The 23,090-nt window shown below is 67.1% G+C and carries 17 protein-coding genes, 3 rRNA genes and 1 riboswitch; of the genes, 14 read left to right on the top strand and 6 right to left on the bottom strand.

The window, feature by feature from the left end:
* Positions 1-60 precede the first annotated feature (60 nt).
* The 13 genes from FBY22_RS27155 to FBY22_RS27095 all read left to right on the top strand — a co-directional run bounded on the left by FBY22_RS27155 (position 61) and on the right by FBY22_RS27095 (position 15,372).
* Positions 61-1,586 (top strand): 16S ribosomal RNA (locus FBY22_RS27155).
* A 299-nt stretch (positions 1,587-1,885) separates the two neighbouring features.
* A 23S ribosomal RNA gene (locus tag FBY22_RS27150) occupies positions 1,886-5,008 on the top strand.
* Between the two features lie 69 nt (positions 5,009-5,077).
* A 5S ribosomal RNA gene (rrf, locus tag FBY22_RS27145) occupies positions 5,078-5,194 on the top strand.
* The 16S, 23S and 5S rRNA genes sit together here, the layout of an rRNA operon.
* A 110-nt stretch (positions 5,195-5,304) precedes the next feature.
* Entirely contained in the window at positions 5,305-5,913 is a 609-nt protein-coding gene (locus tag FBY22_RS27140) for a CDP-alcohol phosphatidyltransferase family protein (protein WP_142150253.1), read from the top strand.
* A 113-nt stretch (positions 5,914-6,026) separates the two neighbouring features.
* Complete coding sequence (locus FBY22_RS27135; protein WP_142150251.1) at positions 6,027-8,522, top strand: mannose-1-phosphate guanyltransferase; 2,496 nt, start codon at positions 6,027-6,029, stop codon at positions 8,520-8,522.
* A gap of 107 nt (positions 8,523-8,629) precedes the next feature.
* Positions 8,630-9,535 (top strand): DUF881 domain-containing protein, encoded by a 906-nt coding sequence (locus FBY22_RS27130; protein ID WP_174267273.1) that lies wholly within the window; start codon positions 8,630-8,632, stop codon positions 9,533-9,535.
* A complete protein-coding gene (locus tag FBY22_RS27125; RefSeq protein ID WP_003988855.1) occupies positions 9,532-9,864 on the top strand; it encodes a small basic family protein in 333 nt (110 codons plus the stop codon). Before FBY22_RS27130 ends, FBY22_RS27125 begins: the two co-directional genes overlap by 4 nt.
* Positions 9,865-9,869: 5 nt before the next feature.
* Complete coding sequence (locus FBY22_RS27120) at positions 9,870-10,727, top strand: DUF881 domain-containing protein (RefSeq protein ID WP_142150247.1); 858 nt, start codon at positions 9,870-9,872, stop codon at positions 10,725-10,727.
* A 61-nt stretch (positions 10,728-10,788) separates the two neighbouring features.
* Positions 10,789-11,694, top strand: coding sequence for an FHA domain-containing protein (locus FBY22_RS27115; protein WP_142150245.1), 906 nt, complete (start codon positions 10,789-10,791; stop codon positions 11,692-11,694).
* 41 nt (positions 11,695-11,735) lie between these two features.
* Positions 11,736-12,470, top strand: coding sequence for a MerR family transcriptional regulator (locus tag FBY22_RS27110; RefSeq protein ID WP_142150243.1), 735 nt, complete (start codon positions 11,736-11,738; stop codon positions 12,468-12,470).
* Between the two features lie 85 nt (positions 12,471-12,555).
* Entirely contained in the window at positions 12,556-13,029 is a 474-nt protein-coding gene (locus FBY22_RS27105) for a bifunctional nuclease family protein (protein ID WP_004002801.1), read from the top strand.
* Between the two features lie 262 nt (positions 13,030-13,291).
* A complete protein-coding gene (locus tag FBY22_RS27100) occupies positions 13,292-13,936 on the top strand; it encodes a MerR family transcriptional regulator (RefSeq protein WP_142150241.1) in 645 nt (214 codons plus the stop codon).
* Positions 13,937-14,004: 68 nt separating this feature from the next.
* The gene (locus tag FBY22_RS27095; RefSeq protein WP_142150239.1) at positions 14,005-15,372 is read left to right on the top strand and encodes a DNA polymerase IV; all 1,368 of its coding nucleotides are present in this window, start codon (positions 14,005-14,007) and stop codon (positions 15,370-15,372) included.
* Positions 15,373-15,378: 6 nt separating this feature from the next.
* Here the strand turns inward: FBY22_RS27095 and FBY22_RS27090 are convergent, their stop codons facing one another.
* Positions 15,379-15,756, bottom strand: coding sequence for a PRC-barrel domain-containing protein (locus FBY22_RS27090; protein WP_142150237.1), 378 nt, complete (start codon positions 15,754-15,756; stop codon positions 15,379-15,381).
* Between the two features lie 113 nt (positions 15,757-15,869).
* A riboswitch (glycine riboswitch) is annotated at positions 15,870-15,965 on the top strand.
* Between the two features lie 176 nt (positions 15,966-16,141).
* On the opposite strand from FBY22_RS27090, the gene gcvP reads away from it, so the two are divergent.
* Positions 16,142-19,027: an aminomethyl-transferring glycine dehydrogenase gene (gcvP, locus tag FBY22_RS27085; protein WP_142150235.1), complete on the top strand. Its 2,886-nt coding sequence runs from the start codon at positions 16,142-16,144 to the stop codon at positions 19,025-19,027.
* 89 nt (positions 19,028-19,116) lie between these two features.
* Here gcvP and FBY22_RS27080 read toward each other — a convergent pair whose 3' ends face one another.
* The 5 genes from FBY22_RS27080 to FBY22_RS27060 all read right to left on the bottom strand — a co-directional run bounded on the left by FBY22_RS27080 (position 19,117) and on the right by FBY22_RS27060 (position 23,054).
* Positions 19,117-19,536 (bottom strand): molybdopterin-binding protein, encoded by a 420-nt coding sequence (locus FBY22_RS27080; protein WP_142150233.1) that lies wholly within the window; start codon positions 19,534-19,536, stop codon positions 19,117-19,119.
* A 26-nt stretch (positions 19,537-19,562) separates the two neighbouring features.
* A complete protein-coding gene (locus FBY22_RS27075; RefSeq protein WP_142150231.1) occupies positions 19,563-20,735 on the bottom strand; it encodes an ABC transporter ATP-binding protein in 1,173 nt (390 codons plus the stop codon).
* A gap of 52 nt (positions 20,736-20,787) precedes the next feature.
* Positions 20,788-21,678: an ABC transporter permease gene (locus tag FBY22_RS27070; protein WP_142150229.1), complete on the bottom strand. Its 891-nt coding sequence runs from the start codon at positions 21,676-21,678 to the stop codon at positions 20,788-20,790.
* The gene (gene modA / locus FBY22_RS27065; RefSeq protein WP_142150227.1) at positions 21,675-22,484 is read right to left on the bottom strand and encodes a molybdate ABC transporter substrate-binding protein; all 810 of its coding nucleotides are present in this window, start codon (positions 22,482-22,484) and stop codon (positions 21,675-21,677) included. The genes FBY22_RS27070 and modA overlap by 4 nt, the downstream gene beginning before the upstream one ends.
* 174 nt (positions 22,485-22,658) lie before the next feature.
* Complete coding sequence (locus FBY22_RS27060) at positions 22,659-23,054, bottom strand: molybdopterin-binding protein (protein ID WP_142150225.1); 396 nt, start codon at positions 23,052-23,054, stop codon at positions 22,659-22,661.
* Positions 23,055-23,090 lie beyond the last annotated feature (36 nt).

The raw sequence follows: 23,090 nt of genomic DNA, 5'->3' as shown, positions 1-23,090 counted from the left end.
CGGGCTCATTCCGCCTGACTGTTCCGCTCTCGTGGTGTTCATCCCGATTACGGGAAAACATTCACGGAGAGTTTGATCCTGGCTCAGGACGAACGCTGGCGGCGTGCTTAACACATGCAAGTCGAACGATGAACCACTTCGGTGGGGATTAGTGGCGAACGGGTGAGTAACACGTGGGCAATCTGCCCTTCACTCTGGGACAAGCCCTGGAAACGGGGTCTAATACCGGATAACACTCTCGCAGGCATCTGTGAGGGTTAAAAGCTCCGGCGGTGAAGGATGAGCCCGCGGCCTATCAGCTTGTTGGTGAGGTAACGGCTCACCAAGGCGACGACGGGTAGCCGGCCTGAGAGGGCGACCGGCCACACTGGGACTGAGACACGGCCCAGACTCCTACGGGAGGCAGCAGTGGGGAATATTGCACAATGGGCGAAAGCCTGATGCAGCGACGCCGCGTGAGGGATGACGGCCTTCGGGTTGTAAACCTCTTTCAGCAGGGAAGAAGCGAAAGTGACGGTACCTGCAGAAGAAGCGCCGGCTAACTACGTGCCAGCAGCCGCGGTAATACGTAGGGCGCAAGCGTTGTCCGGAATTATTGGGCGTAAAGAGCTCGTAGGCGGCTTGTCACGTCGATTGTGAAAGCCCGAGGCTTAACCTCGGGTCTGCAGTCGATACGGGCTAGCTAGAGTGTGGTAGGGGAGATCGGAATTCCTGGTGTAGCGGTGAAATGCGCAGATATCAGGAGGAACACCGGTGGCGAAGGCGGATCTCTGGGCCATTACTGACGCTGAGGAGCGAAAGCGTGGGGAGCGAACAGGATTAGATACCCTGGTAGTCCACGCCGTAAACGGTGGGAACTAGGTGTTGGCGACATTCCACGTCGTCGGTGCCGCAGCTAACGCATTAAGTTCCCCGCCTGGGGAGTACGGCCGCAAGGCTAAAACTCAAAGGAATTGACGGGGGCCCGCACAAGCGGCGGAGCATGTGGCTTAATTCGACGCAACGCGAAGAACCTTACCAAGGCTTGACATACACCGGAAAGCATTAGAGATAGTGCCCCCCTTGTGGTCGGTGTACAGGTGGTGCATGGCTGTCGTCAGCTCGTGTCGTGAGATGTTGGGTTAAGTCCCGCAACGAGCGCAACCCTTGTTCTGTGTTGCCAGCATGCCCTTCGGGGTGATGGGGACTCACAGGAGACCGCCGGGGTCAACTCGGAGGAAGGTGGGGACGACGTCAAGTCATCATGCCCCTTATGTCTTGGGCTGCACACGTGCTACAATGGCCGGTACAATGAGCTGCGATACCGTGAGGTGGAGCGAATCTCAAAAAGCCGGTCTCAGTTCGGATTGGGGTCTGCAACTCGACCCCATGAAGTCGGAGTCGCTAGTAATCGCAGATCAGCATTGCTGCGGTGAATACGTTCCCGGGCCTTGTACACACCGCCCGTCACGTCACGAAAGTCGGTAACACCCGAAGCCGGTGGCCCAACCCCTTGTGGGAGGGAGCTGTCGAAGGTGGGACTGGCGATTGGGACGAAGTCGTAACAAGGTAGCCGTACCGGAAGGTGCGGCTGGATCACCTCCTTTCTAAGGAGCACTTCTTACCGGGCTCGCTCGGTCAGAGGCCAGAACATCAGCGAACGCCTGATGCTGGTTGCTCATGGGTGGAACGTTGACTACTCGGCACACTTGACCGTCTTCTCCTTCTAGTACTGCTCGTAAGAGCGTGGAACGTTGAGGAGAGCGGCGAGGGTGTCGGGCACGCTGTTGGGTGTCTGAGGGAATGGTTTTCCTCAGTCGCCGGCCCCAGTGAACTCGAGTGGAAGCTCGGGGTGATGGGTGGCTGGTCGTTGTTTGAGAACTGCACAGTGGACGCGAGCATCTGTGGCCAAGTTTTTAAGGGCGCACGGTGGATGCCTTGGCACCAGGAACCGATGAAGGACGTGGGAGGCCACGATAGGCCCCGGGGAGTCGTCAACCAGGCTTTGATCCGGGGGTGTCCGAATGGGGAAACCCGGCAGTCGTCATGGGCTGTCACCCTTGCCTGAACACATAGGGCAAGTGGAGGGAACGCGGGGAAGTGAAACATCTCAGTACCCGCAGGAAGAGAAAACAACCGTGATTCCGGGAGTAGTGGCGAGCGAAACCGGATGAGGCCAAACCGTATGCGTGTGAGACCCGGCAGGGGTTGCGCATGCGGGGTTGTGGGATCTCTCTTCTGTTGTCTGCCGGCAACAGGACGAGTCAGAAACCGTTGATGTAGGCGAAGGACATGCGAAAGGTCCGGCGTAGAGGGTAAGACCCCCGTAGTCGAAACGTCAGCGGCTCGTTTGAGAGACACCCAAGTAGCACGGGGCCCGAGAAATCCCGTGTGAATCTGGCGGGACCACCCGCTAAGCCTAAATATTCCCTGGTGACCGATAGCGGATAGTACCGTGAGGGAATGGTGAAAAGTACCGCGGGAGCGGAGTGAAATAGTACCTGAAACCGTGTGCCTACAAGCCGTGGGAGCGTCGGAATGAAGACTTGTCTTCATTCTCGTGACTGCGTGCCTTTTGAAGAATGAGCCTGCGAGTTTGCGGTGTGTTGCGAGGTTAACCCGGGTGGGGAAGCCGTAGCGAAAGCGAGTCCGAACAGGGCGATTTTAGTAGCACGCTCAAGACCCGAAGCGGAGTGATCTAGCCATGGGCAGGTTGAAGCGGAGGTAAGACTTCGTGGAGGACCGAACCCACCAGGGTTGAAAACCTGGGGGATGACCTGTGGTTAGGGGTGAAAGGCCAATCAAACTCCGTGATAGCTGGTTCTCCCCGAAATGCATTTAGGTGCAGCGTCGTGTGTTTCTTGCCGGAGGTAGAGCACTGGATAGGCGATGGGCCCTACCGGGTTACTGACCTTAGCCAAACTCCGAATGCCGGTAAGTGAGAGCGCGGCAGTGAGACTGTGGGGGATAAGCTCCATGGTCGAGAGGGAAACAGCCCAGAGCATCGACTAAGGCCCCTAAGCGTACGCTAAGTGGGAAAGGATGTGGAGTCGCAGAGACAACCAGGAGGTTGGCTTAGAAGCAGCCACCCTTGAAAGAGTGCGTAATAGCTCACTGGTCTAGTGATTCCGCGCCGACAATGTAGCGGGGCTCAAGCGTACCGCCGAAGTCGTGTCATTGCAGCATGAGGGCCAACGCCCGCTGTGATGGGTAGGGGAGCGTCGTCTGCCGGGTGAAGCAGCCGCGTAAGCGAGTTGTGGACGGTTGACGAGTGAGAATGCAGGCATGAGTAGCGATTCACACGTGGGAAACGTGTGCGCCGATTGACTAAGGGTTCCTGGGTCAAGCTGATCTGCCCAGGGTAAGTCGGGACCTAAGGCGAGGCCGACAGGCGTAGTCGATGGATAACCGGTTGATATTCCGGTACCCGCTGTGAAGCGTCAAACATCGAGCATCGTGATGCTAAGGCCGTGAAGCCGCCCCGGAGCCTTCGGGCAAAGGGGAGTGGTGGAGCCGCCGAACCAAGCGGTTAGTAGGTGAGTGATGGGGTGACGCAGGAAGGTAGTCCATCCCGGGCGGTGGTTGTCCCGGGGTAAGGGTGTAGGACGAGTGGTAGGCAAATCCGCCGCTCATGTGTCTGAGACCTGATGCCGAGCCGATTGTGGTGAAGTGGATGATCCTATGCTGTCGAGAAAAGCCTCTAGCGAGTTTCATGGCGGCCCGTACCCTAAACCGACTCAGGTGGTCAGGTAGAGAATACCGAGGCGTTCGGGTGAACTATGGTTAAGGAACTCGGCAAAATGCCCCCGTAACTTCGGGAGAAGGGGGGCCACGCTTGGTGAGAGGACTTGCTCCTCGAGCTGGGGGTGGCCGCAGAGACCAGCGAGAAGCGACTGTTTACTAAAAACACAGGTCCGTGCGAAGCCGTAAGGCGATGTATACGGACTGACGCCTGCCCGGTGCTGGAACGTTAAGGGGACCGGTTAGTCACATTTCGGTGTGGCGAAGCTGAGAACTTAAGCGCCAGTAAACGGCGGTGGTAACTATAACCATCCTAAGGTAGCGAAATTCCTTGTCGGGTAAGTTCCGACCTGCACGAATGGCGTAACGACTTCTCGACTGTCTCAACCATAGGCCCGGTGAAATTGCACTACGAGTAAAGATGCTCGTTTCGCGCAGCAGGACGGAAAGACCCCGGGACCTTTACTACAGTTTGATATTGGTGTTCGGTTCGGCTTGTGTAGGATAGCTGGGAGACTGTGAACTCTGGACGCCAGTTCAGGGGGAGTCGTCGTTGAAATACCAGTCTGGTCGTGCTGGATGTCTAACCTGGGTCCGTGATCCGGATCAGGGACAGTGTCTGATGGGTAGTTTAACTGGGGCGGTTGCCTCCTAAAGAGTAACGGAGGCGCCCAAAGGTTCCCTCAGCCTGGTTGGCAATCAGGTGTTGAGTGTAAGTGCACAAGGGAGCTTGACTGTGAGACCGACGGGTCGAGCAGGGACGAAAGTCGGGACTAGTGATCCGGCGGTGGCTTGTGGAAGCGCCGTCGCTCAACGGATAAAAGGTACCCCGGGGATAACAGGCTGATCTTCCCCAAGAGTCCATATCGACGGGATGGTTTGGCACCTCGATGTCGGCTCGTCGCATCCTGGGGCTGGAGTCGGTCCCAAGGGTTGGGCTGTTCGCCCATTAAAGCGGTACGCGAGCTGGGTTTAGAACGTCGTGAGACAGTTCGGTCCCTATCCGCTGTGCGCGTAGGAGTCTTGAGAAGGGCTGTCCCTAGTACGAGAGGACCGGGACGGACGAACCTCTGGTGTGCCAGTTGTTCTGCCAAGGGCATGGCTGGTTGGCTACGTTCGGGAGGGATAACCGCTGAAAGCATCTAAGCGGGAAGCCTGCTTCGAGATGAGGACTCCCACCCACTTGATGGGGTAAGGCTCCCAGTAGACGACTGGGTTGATAGGCCGGATCTGGAAGCACGGTAACGTGTGGAGGTGACCGGTACTAATAGGCCGAGGGCTTGTCCTCAGTTGCTCGCGTCCACTGTGTTAGTTCTGAGGCAACGACCGTGTTTTTTCCGGTCTAACTTCATAGTGTTTCGGTGGTTATAGCGTGAGGGAAACGCCCGGTTACATTCCGAACCCGGAAGCTAAGCCTTACAGCGCCGATGGTACTGCAGGGGGGACCCTGTGGGAGAGTAGGACGCCGCCGAACTTCTTTTAGAGCTCTGGCTCTTGGGCACTCAAGCCCAAGAGCCAGAGCTTTTTTGCGTTGAGGTAGGGTCAGGGGGCATCGTTGGCTCGTTTCCCACAGGAGGCCCCCGGGTGGAGGTCCAGGAGACCCGTGTCCAGACGGACCGGGTCCTCACCATCCCCAACATCCTCAGCATGGCGCGTCTCGTCGGCGTGCCGATCTTCCTGTGGCTGATCCTGAGGCCTGAGTTCGGAGGCCCGAAGAGTGACGGGTGGGCGCTGCTGGTACTCGCTCTGAGCGGCATCAGCGACTATCTGGACGGCAAGTTGGCGCGGCGCTGGAACCAGATCAGCAGCCTGGGCCGGCTGCTGGATCCCGCGGCCGACCGGCTCTACATTCTCTCGACCTTGGTCGGTCTCACCTGGCGTGAGATCCTCCCGCTTTGGTTGACAGCTGCACTTCTCGCGCGAGAGCTGCTCCTGCTGGTGATGGTGGGCATCCTCAGGCGCCACGGCTATCCGCCACCGCAGGTGAACTTCCTCGGGAAGGCCGCCACCTTCAACCTGATGTACGCCTTCCCGCTGCTTCTGCTCAGTGACGGAACTGGCTGGCTGCCGTCACTCGCTGCTATTTTCGGATGGGCGTTCGCCGGATGGGGTACAACGCTGTACTGGTGGGCAGGAGTCCTCTACGTGGTACAAGTCCGCCACCTGGTCCGTGCGGACGCCATGGCCGACTGAACCCCTGATTGCTGCGGCCCTAGCGGCTGGATGGCCCCCGCTGCAAAAGTGCGGGACAATCTGGACGGGTGAAGTCGGCTAGACCGTCGTCTCTTGAGGAGGACGCTTCCGACATGAAGGCCGTCGTGATGGCCGGAGGCGAAGGCACCCGCCTTCGTCCCATGACTTCGAGTATGCCCAAGCCGCTCCTGCCCGTGGCGAACCGCCCGATCATGGAGCACGTGCTGAGGCTGCTCAAAAGGCATGGGTTGAACGAGACCGTCGTAACTGTCCAGTTCCTGGCCTCATTGGTCAAGAACTATTTCGGTGACGGCGAAGAGCTCGGTATGGAGCTTTCCTATGCCAACGAGGAGAAGCCGCTCGGTACCGCCGGGAGCGTGAAAAACGCCGAGGCGGCGTTGAAGGACGATGCTTTCCTTGTCATCTCCGGCGATGCGCTGACCGATTTCGACCTCACCGAGCTGATCAATTTCCACAAGGAAAAGGGCGCGCTCGTCACTGTGTGTCTGACGCGTGTGCCCAATCCGCTGGAGTTCGGCATCACGATCGTCGACGAGGAAGGCAAGGTCGAGCGTTTCCTCGAGAAGCCGACCTGGGGGCAGGTCTTCTCCGACACCGTGAACACCGGAATCTATGTGATGGAGCCCGAGGTCTTCGACTACGTCGACCCCGATGTGCCCGTCGACTGGTCCGGTGACGTCTTCCCGCAGTTGATGAAGGAAGGCAAGCCGATCTACGGGTATGTCGCGGAGGGCTACTGGGAGGACGTCGGCACCCACGAGAGCTATGTGAAGGCGCAGGCCGACGTCCTCGAGGGCAAGGTCGACGTCGAGATCGACGGTTTCGAGATCTCCCCGGGCGTGTGGGTCGCCGAGGGTGCCGAGGTGCATCCCGACGCGGTTCTGCGCGGGCCGCTGTACATCGGCGACTACGCCAAGGTCGAAGCCGGCGCGGAAATCCGTGAACACACGGTCGTCGGTTCCAACGTCGTCGTGAAGAGCGGGGCCTTTCTGCACAAGGCCGTCGTGCACGACAACGTGTACGTGGGAACGCACAGCAATCTGCGTGGCTGTGTCGTCGGCAAGAACACCGACATCATGCGCGCTGCACGCATCGAGGACGGCGCGGTCATCGGTGACGAGTGCCTGATCGGTGAAGAATCGATCGTGCAGGGCAATGTGCGGGTGTACCCGTTCAAGACGATCGAGGCCGGTGCGTTCGTCAACACCTCGGTCATCTGGGAGTCCAGGGGACAGGCGCATCTCTTCGGGGCCCGTGGTGTCTCGGGCATCCTGAACGTGGAGATCACGCCGGAGCTCGCCGTCCGCCTCGCCGGCGCCTACGCCACGACGCTCAAGAAGGGCTCCACCGTCACCACGGCCCGCGACCACTCCCGCGGCGCCCGGGCGCTCAAGCGCGCGGTGATCTCGGCGCTGCAGGCCAGCGCCATCGACGTACGAGACCTCGAGAACGTACCGCTGCCCGTCGCCAGGCAGCAGACGGCGCGGGGCAGTGCCGGCGGCATCATGATCCGGACCACACCCGGGGTGCCGGACTCCGTGGACATCATGTTCTTCGACGGCAACGGCGCCGACCTGTCGCAGGGCAGTCAGCGGAAGCTGGACCGGGTGTTCGCGCGGCAGGAGTACCGGCGGGCGTTCCCCGGCGAGATAGGTGACCTGCACTTCCCCGCCAGCGTGTTCGACTCCTACACGGGGTCGCTGTTGCGGAACGTCGACACGACCGGCATCAGCGAGTCCGGGTTGAAGGTCGTCGTGGACGCGTCCAACGGCAGTGCGGGGCTCGTGCTGCCCAGCCTGCTCGGCAAGCTGGGCGTGGACTCCCTGACCATCAATCCCGGCCTCGACGAGGCACGGCCCACCGAGACCGGCGACCAGCGGCGGTCCGGGCTGGTGAGGCTCGGCGAGATCGTGGCCTCGTCCAGGGCGGCGTTCGGCGTCCGGTTCGACCCTGTCGGTGAGCGGCTCTCCCTCGTCGACGAGAAGGGCCGGATCATCGAGGACGACCGGGCCCTGCTGGTCCTGCTCGACCTGGTCGCCGCCGAGCGGCGCAGTGGGCGGGTGGCGCTTCCGGTGACCACGACGCGGATCGCCGAGCAGGTGGCGGCGTACCACGGGACCCAGGTGGAGTGGACGACGACCTCGCCCGACGACCTCACCCGGGTCGGGGGTGACGACTCGACCATCTTCGGCGGTGACGGCAAGGGCGGTTTCATCGTCCCGGAGTTCAGCAGCGTCTTCGACGGCGCGGCGGCCTTCGTAAGGCTCATCGGTCTGGTGGCACGGACGCAGCTCACGCTGAGCCAGATCGACGCGCGGATCCCGCGTGCGCACGTCCTCAAGCGGGACCTGGCGACTCCCTGGGCCGTCAAGGGCCTTGTGATGCGACGGGTCGTCGAGGAGGCCGGAGACCGCTTCGTGGACACCACGGACGGTGTGCGTGTCGTCGAGACCGACGGCCGCTGGGTGATGGTGTTGCCCGACCCTGCCGAGGCCGTCACCCATCTGTGGGCGGAGGGACCGGACGACGCGTCCGCGCAGGCCCTGCTCGACGAGTGGTCGGCCGTCGTGGACAGCGCCGGGCGCTGAAGAACACTGCACGCGCGCGTGCCGGACAAGTGTCCCCAAGGGGGCCTGTCCGGCACGCCCGTGGGGCCATTCGGAAGTAGTGGCCGCGACGTGCGACGATGTGCGGCATGCCGCAGCAGCCCCCCATTCGGAGCACACCGACGCGCCCTTCGCGGCCGGACGCGTCCATGTTCCTCCTCACCAACGTCATGGACCACAGCCTCGACGACGGCTACGCCGAGGCGGCCGCCCGGAAGAAGGCCGCGGGCGCCGGCGGTATGCCCAGGACACTGCGGGCCAGGCTCGGCCTCGCGGCCGGGCTGGTGCTCGCGGCGTTGGTCGTGACGGTGGGGGCGGCGCAGGCGCGGGTGGCGGCTCCCGTCGTCGCCAAGGAGCGCGAGGAACTGATCGACCGCATCGACCGTGAGACGGCGACGGCGGACAAGCTGGAGCACTCCGTCGACAAGCTGCGCGACGACGTGAGCGCCCGACAGCGGGAAGCTCTGGAGAAGAGCGGCGGCGGCGACCAGTCCGAGCTGGTGGGCCTGCTCTCGGGCGCCGTCGAGGTGCACGGCCCCGGTGTGCGGCTGGTCGTGAACGACGCCAAGGAGGCGACCTCCGGGGGCAACGGGAACCCGCGGGAGACCTCTGACTTCTCCGACACCGGCCGGGTTCGCGACCGGGACATGCAGCGAGTGGTGAACGGGCTGTGGGAGTCGGGGGCGGAGGCCATCTCCATCAACGGGCAGCGGCTGACCGCGCTGTCGGCGATCAGGGCCGCGGGTGACGCGATACTGGTCGACAACAGGCCGCTGGTGCCGCCCTATACCGTGCTGGCGGTGGGTGATGGGCAAAGGCTGAGCACCAGGTTCCAGAACAGTGCCGACGGGCTGTACCTGCACGCCCTGCAGGAGAACTACGGCATCAGGACCAGCATCTCGGTGCAGGGTGACCTCCGGCTGCCCGCCGCACCCAGTGTGATCGTACGTACAGCACAGCCGAAGAACGAGAAGACGGAGAAAGGCACATCGTGATCGCCGTACTGGGCCTCGTCGTGGGAGTCGTGGCCGGACTGTTGGTCCGGCCTGAGGTTCCGGCGGTCGTCGAGCCTTATCTGCCGATCGCCGTCGTAGCGGCGCTCGACGCCGTCTTCGGTGGGCTGAGGGCCATGCTGGACGGCATTTTCGACGACAAGGTCTTCGTGGTGTCGTTCCTGTCCAACGTGGTCGTGGCCGCGCTGATCGTGTTCCTGGGCGACAAGTTGGGCGTGGGAGCCCAGTTGTCCACCGGTGTCGTCGTGGTGCTGGGGATCCGCATCTTCTCGAACGCCGCGGCGATCCGTCGCCACGTGTTCAGGGCGTGAGGCCGATGAGCGACGCGAAGGACGAGCCCGAGAACAGGCTGCGCAAGGAACTGCCCGAAGAGGTGCCCGCGGCGGTCCCCGAGGCCGCTGACGAGACGCCCGAGGCGAAGCCCGAGGAGACGACCGAGGAGACGCCCCGGCTGACCGGTCGGCAGCGGCTGGTCCAGGGCCTGTGGCCGCCGCGGGTGAGCCGCGCCCAACTGATCGTCGCGGTACTGCTGTTCGGCCTGGGCTTCGGCCTCGCCGTCCAGGTGGCGTCGAACAGCGACAGTGACAGCGCGCTGCGCGGGGCGCGTCAGGAAGATCTTGTTCGCATCCTCGATGAACTCGACGACCGTACTCAACGTCTTGAGGACGAGAAGCAAGGGCTGCAGAAGCAGCGCGACGAGTTGGAGAACAGCTCCGACCAGGCCGAGGAGGCCCGCAAGCAGACCGTCGAGAAGGAGAAGCAACTCGGCATTCTGGCGGGCACGGTGGCGGCGCAGGGGCCCGGCATCACGATGACGATCAACGACACGAAGGGGACGGTCCAGGCGGACATGCTGCTCGACGCGGTCCAGGAGCTGCGCGCGGCTGGGGCCGAGGCGATCCAGGTGAACGGCGTACGTGTCGTGGCCAGCACCTATCTCTCGGACGCAGGCAAGAGCGTGAGCGTCGACGGGAACAAGATCAACGCGCCCTATCGTTTCAAGGTCATCGGCAAGCCGGAGGACCTCGAACCGGCGCTCAACATCCCTGGAGGCGTGGTGCAGACTCTCGAGAAGGAGCAGGCCACCGTCGCTGTCGGCCGATCGAACAAGATCGTCGTGGACGCCTTGCGAGCGGCGAAGCGGCCTGACTACGCTCGGTCGTCCTCCCAGTGAACCGGCGGTGCATGGGGGGCGACCGGCAGGGGCATGAGGTTGCGGGGGGTCGGCGCATCGATTGGGTGGCGCGTGGTGGAAACTGTCTGGTGGATACGGACGTTGTGAGGATGTCCGGGTCGGCCGGCGTATTGAGTCAGGGTTCGTCCTGCCCCACGGGCGGGTCTGTTTCGGTCAAGGGGAATCGCCCGTGAAGTTGTTTGCGAAGTTGTTCGGCAAGAGCGCGCGAGAGGGCAGCGACAATGCCACCGCTCGTCATCGCGCACAGCCCGAGGCGGAAGGCCAGCGTCCCCTCTTCCGGGACCAGGTCGCTGGGCCGGGCGGTGACATTTCCGGAGGTCAGGGCGCGCCGTCGGTTGACCCTGCGCAGCCCGGCGGCATAGGTTTCGGGCAACCGTCAACCTCAAGTACGGGTGGAGGGTTTTCCCCTATGTCGGCCCTGGTGTGTACGAGGTGCGGTAACCGCAACGCGGAGAACAGCCGCTTCTGTTCCAACTGCGGAGCCCCGCTGCGCGGCGGAGCCGCGGCCGAGCGGCCGTCCGAGACGACCTCCACGATCTCCATCTCCGGTATCGAGGCCTACGACGCCGAGGTCACCGGCCAGACGCAGCTGCCGGCGCTCTCTCCCGAGGCGCAGGCGGCCGTGGACGCGCTGCCGCTGGGCTCCGCACTGCTGGTGGTGCGTCGCGGGCCGAACTCGGGAAGCCGCTTCCTCCTGGACGGCGACCTGACCACGGCGGGCCGCCATCCGCAGAGCGACATCTTCCTGGACGACGTGACGGTCTCGCGTCGGCACGTGGAATTCCGCCGCGGTGCGGACGGCACGTTCACGGTGGCCGACGTGGGGAGCCTCAACGGCACGTACGTCAACCGAGAGCGGATCGACCAGGTCGCCCTGAACAACGGTGACGAGGTCCAGATCGGCAAGTACCGGCTGGTCTTCTACGCGAGCCAGCAGGGCTACTGACCGCTCCCGGACAGCGTCCGGGGGGACCCCAGGGAATGTCCATGCTGCAAACACCGAGCGGTGGTGCCGGCCACGGCACCACCGCCACGGACGGTCTGATGAGCATCGGCACAGTGCTGAACGTGCTGCGCGAGGAGTTTCCCGAAGTCACCATCTCCAAGATTCGCTTCCTGGAGTCGGAAGGGCTCATCGAGCCGCAGCGGACCCCTTCCGGATACCGCAAGTTCACGGTCGGCGACGTCGAGCGCCTCGGCCACGTCCTGCGGATGCAGCGCGACCACTACCTGCCGCTGAAGGTGATCCGAGAGCACCTGGACGCCATGGAGCGCGGCGAGGCCGTGGCGCTGCCCGCGGTGGGCCGTCAGCGGGACGGTGAGGCCGCCCTGGAGCCCCTGGAGGGGCCGACGGCCGCCAGGATCGGGAAGGACGAGCTGCTCGCCGCCGCCGAGATCGGCGAGGAGCAGCTCAAGGAGTGGGAGTCGTACGGTCTGCTCACTCCGATGCCGGACGGGTCGTACGACGCGGAGGCGGTCACCGTCGCCTCCCTCGTGGTGGAACTGGGGCGGTTCGGGATCGAGCCGCGGCACCTGAGGGCGATGAAGGCCGCCGCCGACCGCGAGGCGGGGCTCGTGGACCAGGTGGTGGCCCCGCTGAAGCGGCACCGCAATCCGCAGACCAGGGCCCACGCGGAGGCCCGTACGAAGGAGCTGGCGGCGCTCACGGTGAAGCTGCACGCGGCTCTTGTGCAGACCGCGCTCGGTGTGCGACTGCCCTGAGCCGGGCATGCGCCGCAAGGCCGGATCGTCCCCCCGTTTCCTGCCCGACTACCCAAACGTCCCGGGCACGTCCTAGGGTTGCTGTGTGAACGAGCTCGATGTCGTAGGTGTCCGGGTCGAAATGCCCTCCAACCAACCGATCGTGCTCCTGCGTGAAGTGGGAGGCGACCGCTACCTCCCCATCTGGATCGGGCCGGGGGAGGCGACGGCGATCGCCTTCGCCCAGCAGGGCATGGCCCCCGCGCGACCGCTGACCCACGACCTGTTCAAGGACGTGCTGGAGGCCGTCGGCCAGGAGCTCACCGAAGTGCGCATCACCGACCTGCGTGAGGGCGTCTTCTACGCCGAGCTGGTGTTCGCCAGCGGGGTCGAGGTGAGCGCCCGTCCGTCCGACGCCATAGCGCTGGCGCTGCGCACCGGTACGCCGATCTACGGCAGCGACGGTGTGCTCGACGACGCGGGCATCGCGATCCCGGACGAGCAGGAGGACGAGGTGGAGAAGTTCCGCGAGTTCCTCGACCAGATCTCGCCGGAGGACTTCGGAACCAGCAGTCAGTGAGGCGGGGCCGGCCCGGCGGACCCCGGTGGTCCGTGAGTGGCCGGTTCGCAGGCGATCACGGCTCAAATGCCCGCATTTGCCAGGGGCCAGTGCGAGCGTCCTGCGGCTCGCTCCGAGCGCATTCGGCTAGCCTTTCCCCGCGGTGGGGCACGGGAAACCACTCTCAGGGTGATTATCACTCGGCGTGCCGAGTGTGGCGGTCGTTGACGCACCCCTGGTGGCTGCCTACCGTCGAGGAGGCAGGTCAAGGACGGAGGTCGGCGTGAGAAGCAGCGGCGACGGTACGGCTGGGGGTGCCCCCGGACGTGGTCCCGGGGACAGCGGACCGTACCCGCTTCAGAGCAACGCGGCCGACCACGTTCCGCAGCGACCTGCGGCCGTGCCGAGCAGCGGAGGGGCGGCGTCGATGGCGTCCGAGGAGATCGGCTACCGCGGGCCGACGGCCTGCGCGGCCGCCGGCATCACCTACCGGCAACTGGACTACTGGGCGCGCACGGGGCTCGTGGAGCCGAGCGTGCGGCCCGCGTACGGTTCCGGGACGCAGCGGCTCTACAGCTTCCGGGACGTCGTCGTCCTGAAGATCGTGAAGCGCTTCCTGGACACCGGTGTGTCGCTGCAGAACATCCGTACCGCGGTGCAGCACCTGCGGGAGAGCGGCTTCCGGGACCTTGAGCGCATGACGCTGATGAGCGACGGCGCCACGGTCTACGAGTGCACCTCGCCCGACGAGGTCCACGCACTGCTCCAGGGCGGCCAGGGCATCTTCGGCATCGCCGTCGGGGTGGTCTGGCGGGACGTCGAGAGCGCGCTGTCCCAGCTGCACGGCGAGCGCATCGACACCGGCGAGACCCTGGTGGGATCCAACCCGGCCGACGAACTGGCGCGGCGGCGCAACCGGGCCGTCTGAGGCGGGAGCGACGGCGGTCCGGCCGTCGTACGGGGGCATTGTCAGTGGCGTAGGGCAGCATCGGAGATGTGAGAAACGCGCCCACGATCCTGCATCTCGACATGGATGCCTTCTACGCCTCGGCGGAGCAGGCGTCCAAGCCGAGTCTGCGCGGGAAAGCCGTCGTCGTGGGCGGACTGGGGCCGCGCGGGGTCGTGGCGACGGCCTCGTACGAGGCGCGGGTGTTCGGGGTGCGGTCCGCGATGCCGATGGCCCAGGCGCGGCGGCTGGCACCGAACGCCGCGTATCTGGTGCCCCGGTTCGGGTTCTACCGGGCGATCAGCGAGCAGGTCATGGGGCTCCTGCACGTGCTGTCGCCCCTGGTGGAGCCGTTGAGCCTGGACGAGGCGTTCGTGGACCTGGAGGCCGGCGGGGTGGCCTGGGACGCGGTCTCGGCGCGGCTGGTGGGGGAGAAGCTGCGGGCCGACATACGGGCCGGCACGGGGCTCACCGGGTCCGTGGGGCTCGCGGCGTCCAAGATGCTCGCGAAGATCGCATCCGAGGAGGCCAAACCGGACGGGCTGGTGCTGATCGAGCCCGGGACCGAGCGGGCGATGCTCGGGCCGATGTCGGTGCGGACCCTGCCGGGGGTGGGACCGGCGACGGGGGACCATCTGCGGCGGGCCGGGATCACCACGGTCGACGACCTTGCCGAGGCCGGGGAGGACGAGCTCGTACGGCTGCTGGGCAAGGCGCACGGGCACGCCCTGCACGCCATGGCGCTGGCGCGCGACGAGCGGCCCGTGGTGGCCGAGCGCGAGGCGAAGTCGGTGTCCGTCGAGGACACGTACGACGTGGACATCCACGACCGGCTGCGGGTTGGGCTGGAGGTGCAGCGGCTCGCCGACCGGTGTGTGCGGCGGCTGCGGGCCGCGGGGCTGTCGGGGCGGACCATCGTGCTGAAGGTGCGGCGGTACGACTTCTCCACCCTGACCCGGTCGGAGACGCTGCGGGGGCCGACCGACGATCCGGCGGTGGTGCGGGAGGCCGCCGCGCGGTTGCTGGACTCCGTGGACACGACGGGGGGTGTGCGGTTGCTGGGGGTCGGGGTGAGCGGGCTGGCCGACTACACGCAGGAGGATCTGTTCGCCCAGGCGGCCGGGGAAGGCGCGGCCGAGCAGGTGGCGGAGGAGGGGGACGAGGAGCCGGTCGAGGAGCAGCAGGTGGTCGTCGAGCGGCGGTGGCCCGCGGGGCACGACGTGCGGCATGCCGAGTTCGGGCACGGGTGGGTGCAGGGGAGCGGGCTGGGCAGGGTGACCGTGCGCTTCGAGACGCCCGGGTCGGAGCCGGGGCGGGTGCGGACGTTCCGGGTCGACGATCCCGACCTGGAGCCGGCCGATCCGCTGCCGTTGGTCGAGGGGGCGGCTGGGGTCTCCGTCGAGGGGGTCGGTGCGTGACCGGGCCTAGGCGTCCGCGTCCTCCGTTCCCGCCAGCTTGCCGAAGCTGCGGTCCGGGAAGGACGGCGGGGGTGCCACGTCAAGGCCGTAGTGGTGGTAGAGCTGCAGTTCCTGTTCGGGCGAGAGGTGGCGGCCCACACCGAAGTCGGGGGCGTCCTTGATGAGGGAGCGCTCGAAGGGAATGTGGAGCGTGCCCTCGACCAGTTCGCTGGGCTCCAGGGGGACGAAGGCGTCGCGGGAGAACAGACCGGTGCGTATCGCCGCCCACTCGGGCACGCCGGTGGCGTCGTCCAGATAGACCTCGTCGACGGTACCGATCTTGGTGCCGTTGCGGTCGAACGCCTTGCGGCCGATCAGGTTGCGCGGATCGATGTCGGTCTGCACGTGCCCTCCTGTTGCTCGCAACTCGTCCTAAGCACTACAAAAGAGCACAACGGGACGGGCGGCCACTCGAAAGACCCCTGTGTTGTGCCCGCTGGTACGCTGGCACTGGCTGCTGACCCCGTGCGGGAGAGTCCTCCGGAGAACACCGGAGGCGCCGAAGGAGCAAATCCTCCCCGGAATCTCTCAGGCTCACGTACCGCACGGACGAGGTCACTCTGGAAAGCAGGGCGGGTGTCGACGGCTTCCGCTCTCACCGACGGTGAAAACCGGGCGCCCCTGGGCGATCCGGTGAAGCTCTCAGGTTGAGATGACAGAGGGGGAGGCCGTCCGGGTACCCGCGCCGTGGTGCCCCTCGAAGGTCGCGTCAGACCAGGAGGCCTCCGCAATGACCGCCCACCGCATTCCGCTCTCCGAGCTCGAACAGGGAATCCCGTTCGAGCAGCGCCACATCGGGCCCGACCACGAGGCGCGGGCGAAGATGCTCGCGCAGGTCGGGTACGGCTCGCTGGACGAGCTGACCGCCGCCGCGGTACCGGACGTGATCAAGAACGCCGACGCGCTCGATCTGCCGGGCGCGCGGACCGAGGCCGAGGTGCTCGCCGAGCTGCGTTCGCTCGCCGACCGCAACCAGGTCCTCGACTCCATGATCGGGCTCGGCTACTACGGCACCTTCACGCCGCCGGTCATCCTGCGGAACGTGATGGAGAACCCCGCCTGGTACACGGCCTACACGCCGTACCAGCCGGAGATCTCGCAGGGCCGGCTGGAGGCCCTGCTCAACTTCCAGACCGTGGTCGCCGAACTCACCGGACTGCCCACCTCCGGCGCCTCCCTGCTCGACGAGGGGACGGCGGCCGCCGAGGCCGTGGCGCTCTCCCGGCGCATGGGGAAGAACAAGAAGGGCCTCTTCCTCGTCGACGCCGACGCGCTGCCGCAGACCATCGCGGTCATCGAGACCCGAGCCGAGCCGGCGGGCGTCGAGGTCGTGGTCGCCGACCTCCGGGACGGGATCCCGACCGACCTCGCCGGCCGTGAGATCAACGGCGTTCTGGTGCAGTACCCCGGCGCCTCCGGTGCCGTGAGCGACATCAAGCGGGTCATCGAGCAGGCGCACGAGCTCGGCGCGCTCGTCACCGTGGCCGCCGACCTGCTCGCGCTGACGCTGCTGAAGTCGCCCGGGGAGCTCGGTGCGGACATCGCCGTCGGTACGACGCAGCGGTTCGGTGTGCCGATGGGCTTCGGCGGGCCGCACGCCGGCTACATGGCCGTACAGGAGAAGTTCGCGCGCAGCCTGCCCGGGCGGCTCGTCGGCGTGTCCGTGGACGCGGACGGGCACAGGGCGTACCGGCTGGCGCTGCAGACCCGTGAGCAGCACATCCGCCGGGAGAAGGCCACCAGCAACATCTGTACGGCCCAGGTGCTGCTCGCCGTCATGGCCGGCATGTACGCCGTCTACCACGGACCGGAGGGCCTGAAGGGCATCGCGCGGCGCACCCACCGGTACGCCGCCATCCTTGCCGAGGGGCTGCGGGCCGGCGGGGTCGAGGTCGTGCACGGCTCCTACTTCGACACCCTGACCACGCGCGTTCCCGGGCAGGCGGCCGAGATCGTCGCCGCCGCCCGCGACAACGGCGTCAACCTGCGGCTCGTCGACGCCGACCACGTCTCCGTCGCCTGCGACGAGACCACCGGCCGGGCCCAGCTGAGCGCCGTGTGGAGCGCGTTCGGGGTCAAGGGCGACATCGAGGCGCTGGACGCCGTCGTCGAGGAGGCCCTGCCGCGCGAGCTGCTGCGCGACGGCGACTTCCTCACCCACCCCGTCTTCCACCAGCACCGCTCCGAGACCGCGATGCTGCGCTACCTGCGCCGCCTCGCCGACCGCGACTACGCGCTCGACCGCGGCATGATCCCGCTGGGCTCCTGCACCATGAAGCTCAACGCGACGACCGAGATGGAGCCGGTCACCTGGCCCGAGTTCGGGCAGCTGCACCCCTTCGCGCCCGCCGAGCAGGCCCAGGGCTACCTGACGCTCATCCGGGAGCTGGAGGAGCGGCTGGCCGAGGTCACCGGGTACGACAAGGTGTCCTTGCAGCCCAACGCCGGGTCGCAGGGCGAACTGGCCGGACTGCTCGCCGTACGCGGCTACCACCGGGCCAACGGGGACGAGCAGCGGACCGTCTGCCTCATCCCGTCGTCCGCGCACGGCACGAACGCGGCCAGCGCCGTCATGGCGGGCATGAAGGTCGTCGTCGTCAAGACCGCCGAGGACGGCGAGATCGACGTCGAGGACCTGCGGGCGAAGATCGAGCAGTACCGCGACGAGCTGGCGGTGCTGATGATCACCTACCCGTCGACGCACGGTGTGTTCGAGGAGCACGTCGCGGAAATCTGCGCGCAGGTGCACGAGGCCGGCGGGCAGGTGTACGTCGACGGCGCCAACCTCAACGCGCTCGTGGGCCTCGCCAAGCCGGGCCACTTCGGCGGCGACGTGTCGCACCTGAACCTGCACAAGACCTTCTGCATCCCGCACGGCGGCGGCGGTCCGGGCGTCGGCCCGGTCGGCGTGCGTGCGCACCTGGCGCCGTACCTGCCCAACCACCCGCTGCAGCCGGCCGCCGGGCCGGAGACGGGCGTCGGCCCGATCTCCGCCGCGCCCTGGGGCTCGGCGGGCATCCTGCCGATCTCGTGGGCCTACGTCCGGCTCATGGGCGGCGAGGGGCTGAAGCGGGCCACGCAGGTGGCCGTGCTCTCCGCCAACTACATCGCCAAGCGGCTCGAGCCCCACTACCCGGTGCTCTACACCGGCCCCGGTGGGCTGGTCGCGCACGAGTGCATCATCGATCTGCGGCCGCTGACCAAGGCGACCGGCGTGAGCGTCGACGACGTCGCCAAGCGGCTCATCGACTACGGGTTCCACGCGCCGACGATGTCCTTCCCGGTCGCCGGCACGCTGATGATCGAGCCGACCGAGTCCGAGGACATCGGCGAGCTCGACCGGTTCTGCGAGGCGATGATCGCCATCCGCGCGGAGATCGAGAAGGTCGCCGCGGGCGAGTGGCCGGCGGACGACAACCCGCTGCGGGGCGCTCCGCACACCGCCGCCGCGCTGGGCGGGGAGTGGGAGCACGCGTACACGCGTGCGGAGGCCGTCTTCCCGGGCGGGGTCTCGGCCGCCGACAAGTACTGGCCGCCGGTGCGCCGTATCGACCAGGCGTACGGCGACCGCAACCTGGTCTGCTCCTGCCCGCCGCTGGACGCGTACGAGGACTGAGCCGACAGGCTTGGAGGAGGGCCCCGCTTCGGTGGGGCCCTTTCGCGTTGCGTGTGGCGCGCCGGGGGCGGGGTTGGTGGGTGTCGTTCTCAGGCGGTGGCGAGCGAGATCTCCGTCGCCTTGATCAGGGCGACGACCGAGGTGCCGGAGGCCAGACCGAGGTCCTGTGCGGCGTCCTTGGTGATGACGGACGTCAGTTCGGCGCCCTGGACGGCCACCTTGACGGAGGCCATGGCGCCGCCGGTGGCGAGGCCGGTGACCGTCCCGGGCAGTTGGTTGCGGATGGACAGGCCCGCGACCGGGGCGGTGGCCAGGGAGACCTCCGTCGACTTCACCAGCACGCGTACGGCGGTGCCGTCGGTGAGGCCGAGGTCCTCGACGGACTCCCGGGTGATCGCCGCGGTGATGTCCTGGCCGCCGGTGAGGCGCACCTTGACCGTCGCCATCACCTCGCCTGGGGTGACGGCGGTGACCGTGCCGGGGATCTGGTTGCGGATGCTCAGGGTCATGGGCAAACCCTAGGGCCGGGCGCCCGTCATGCCGGGTATGCGTGCGTCTGCGTCGCCTTGACCGTCGCCCAGACCACCGAGCCGGGGTGCAGGCCGAGTTCGGCCGCCGCGACCGTGGTGAGGTCGGCGGCCAGCGGCAGTTCGCCGATGAGGTCGGCGCGGATCTGGTCGCCGTGGGTCTCCAGGCCGGCCACCTCGCAGCGCCAGTGGTTGCGGGCGCTGGAGCCGGTGGGCGGGTTGCGGAAGAGGGTGACGGCGCTGGGCGGGAACGCGACGAACACCGGACCGGACAGGTCTTCGGTGGTGGTGATGGTGGGGCCGGCGTCGAGGCGGACGGTGTGCCCGTCGGCCCGGCCCTTGTAGAGGTTCAGGCCGACCAGTCTGGCGATGTAGTCCGTACGGGGGTGACGGGCGATGTCGGACGGGCTGCCCTCCTGGACGACCTCGCCGTGCTCGACGACCACCAGCCGGTCGGCCAGCACCATGGCGTCCAGGGGGTCGTGTGTGACCAGGACGGCCACGGCTTCGAACTCCGCCAGGTGGCGGCGGAGTTCGGCGCGTACGTCGAGGCGGGTGCGGGCGTCGAGGGCGGCGAGGGGTTCGTCGAGGAGGAGCAGGCGGGGGTTGGTGGCGAGGGCGCGGGCGAGGGCGACGCGCTGGGCCTGGCCGCCGGAGAGGCGGCGGGGTCTGGCCGTCATGTGGTCCGCCAGGCCCATGCGGGTCAGCCATTCGGTGGCCCGGGCCCGGGACTCGGCCTTCGTGGCGCCCTGGCAGCGGGGGCCGAAGGCGACGTTGTCCAGGGCGGTGAGATGGGGGAAGAGCAGGTAGTCCTGGAAGACGACGCCGACGGGGCGGTTCTCGGGGGGTGTGCGGGTCAGGTCGGTGCCGTCGAGGCGGAGGTGGCCGTCGGTGAGGGGGGTGAGGCCGGCGAGGGCGCGCAGGGCGGTGGTCTTGCCGGCGCCGTTGGGGCCGAGGAGGGCGACGACGTCGCCGGGGGCCGCGGTAAGGGTGATGTCCAGGCTGAACCGGGCGTGGATCACCTGGAGGTGGGCGTCGAGGGCGGTGCGGGCTTGTCCTGCCCGGCCTTCGGCCGGGACGGGCTTCCCACCGGCACCATCCGTGCCGGATTCGTGGTCGGGTGCGGGTGGCCCCTGTGGGGCTTGAGCGCCGTCGGCGGCTGCGGGGTGGGGGTTTCGCATCAGGTGGCCCTCGGGTCCGGCAGGTCTTTGCGGTCGGGTGGGTTTTCGCGTCTCATGACGTCGTCATCCAGCGGTCCCGTAGCCCTGCGAGTACCGCGATCGAGACCGTCAGGAGGACCAGGCTGAGGGCGATGGCCGCCTCCGGGTTGTTCTGGAGGGCCAGGTAGACCGCCAGGGGCATCGTCTGGGTGCGGCCGGGGAAGTTGCCCGCGAAGGTGATCGTCGCGCCGAACTCGCCCAGTGCCCGGGCCCAGGCCAGGACGGCGCCCGCGGCGATGCCGGGGGCGATGAGGGGGAGCGTGACCCGGCGGAAGGCGGTGAAGCGGGAGGCGCCCAGGGTGGTGGCCGCCTCCTCGTATCGGGGATCCGCCGCGCGCAGGGTGCCCTCGACGGAGATGACGAGGAACGGCAGCGCCACGAAGGTCTCGGCGACCACGACGCCGGTCGTGGTGAAGGGCAGGGTGATGCCGAACCACGAGTCCAGCCACTGGCCCACGATGCCGTTGCGGCCGAGGGCGAGGAGGAGGGCGACACCGCCGACGACCGGCGGCAGGACGAGGGGCAGGGTCACCAGAGCCCGTACCAGACCGCGGCCGGGAAAGTCGGTGCGGGCCAGCAGCCAGGCCAGCGGGACGCCGACGACCAGGCACACCAGGGTCGCCGACGTCGCGCACACCAGGGACAGCCGCAGCGCCTGCCACACCTCGGCGCTGGTCAGCTGGTCGGGGAGGGTGCTCCAGGGGGCCCGGACGAGGATGGCGAGCAGCGGGAGGAGGAGAAAGGCAAGCCCGAGCAGGGCGGGGAGCAGGAGGGGCAGCGGGACGCCGCGGCCCCGCAGCCGGCGGTCTTGGCGCCGGGACGGTCCGGTCTTGCGGGCACGGCCGGGCCGCGGGCCGCCCGCAAGGGTGTCGGCCGCGGCGTCGGGCTCGTCGCCGGAGGTCATGGCTTGAGGAACCCGGCCCCGCTCAGCGCCTTCTGCCCCTCGGCGGACTTCACCAGCTGGATGAAGGCCTGGGCCGCGGCGGCGTTGGGCGCGTTCTTGAGCAGGGCGATCGGGTAGTCGTTGACGGCGTTGGCGGACTCGGGGAATTCCACGCCCTCCACTTTGTCACCGGCGGCCTTCACGTCCGTCTTGTAGACGACGGCCGCGTCGGCCTCCTTCAGCTCGACCTTCGTCAGGGCGCTCTTGACGTCCTGTTCGTAGGAGACCGGGGTGAGCTTCAGGTTGCTCGCGTCGAGGGCCTTCTGAGCCGCGGCGCCGCAGGGCACCGTCCTGTCGCACAGGACGACCTTGAGGCCCGACCTGGTGAGGTCCTTGAGGGAGGAGACCTCGTCGGGGTTGCCCGGCAGCGTGGCGATCTCCAGCTGGTTGCGGACGAAGGTGGCCGGGGTGCCGGCCGCGTCCTTCTTGTCGGTCACGATCGCCATCGTCTTGGGGCTGGCGGCGGCGAAGACGTCGGCCGGGGCGCCGCCGGTGATGCTCGCCGCGAGGGTGTCGCTGCCACCGAAGTTGAAGGTGACCTTCGTGCCGGGGTTTTCCTTCTCGAACTCCTTGCCCAGGGTCGTGAAGCTCTCCTGGAGGGAGGCGGCGGCGAAGACGGTGACCGTGCCGGACAGCTTCGCCGACGAGGACGGCGCGGGGGCGGACTTCGTGTCGCTGGAGTCGGAGGACGAGCAGGCGGTCAGGGCGAGCAGCGCGGCGGTGCCGGCGCCGGCCGTCCGCAGGGTCCGGCGCGCGGAACGGGTCATCACGGGGTCCACTCCCTCGGTTGCCTCCGTGGAGGAGTCCGTCGAGCCCCTCCCATGCGTCGATCATACTGGCGCATATGCGAGGCATAAGCCTCCTGTTGCTTCGCACGAGCTGGCCCAATGGGCGCCGGGGCCGTGCATGTGCGTTCGTACGGGAGGGGTGGGGCGGGCGGGTCAGGTGCGGTCGATGTGGACGTTGGTCGACTTCACGCGGGCCGTGGCCTCCATGCCGACCTCAAGACCGAGTTCCTCCACCGCCTCGCGGGTCAGGAGGGAGACCAGGCGGTGCGGGCCGGCCTGGATCTCGACCTGGGCGGCGACGTCCCCGAGCTTGATCGCGGTGACGATCCCGGGGAAGGCGTTGCGGACCGAGGTGTAAGGGGCTTCGTCGTCGGTGCTGCCGGCCTTGGCGAGTTCGACGGAGAAGGCCGCGAGTGCCCGGCCGTCGATGAGCCGGCGTCCGCCCTCGTCGCGGTGGGTGTCCACCCGGCCGGCGTCGGCCCAGCGGCGTGCGGTGTCCGGGCTGACGCCGAGCAGCCGTGCTGCCTGGCCGATCGTGTAGCTCTGCATGCGGTCACGATAGGGCCGGGAACGGATCGCGGCGGA

This window comes from Streptomyces sp. SLBN-31 (genome assembly GCF_006715395.1).
GTDB lineage: Bacteria > Actinomycetota > Actinomycetes > Streptomycetales > Streptomycetaceae > Streptomyces.
This window is presented reverse-complemented; position numbering and strand designations above follow the sequence as displayed.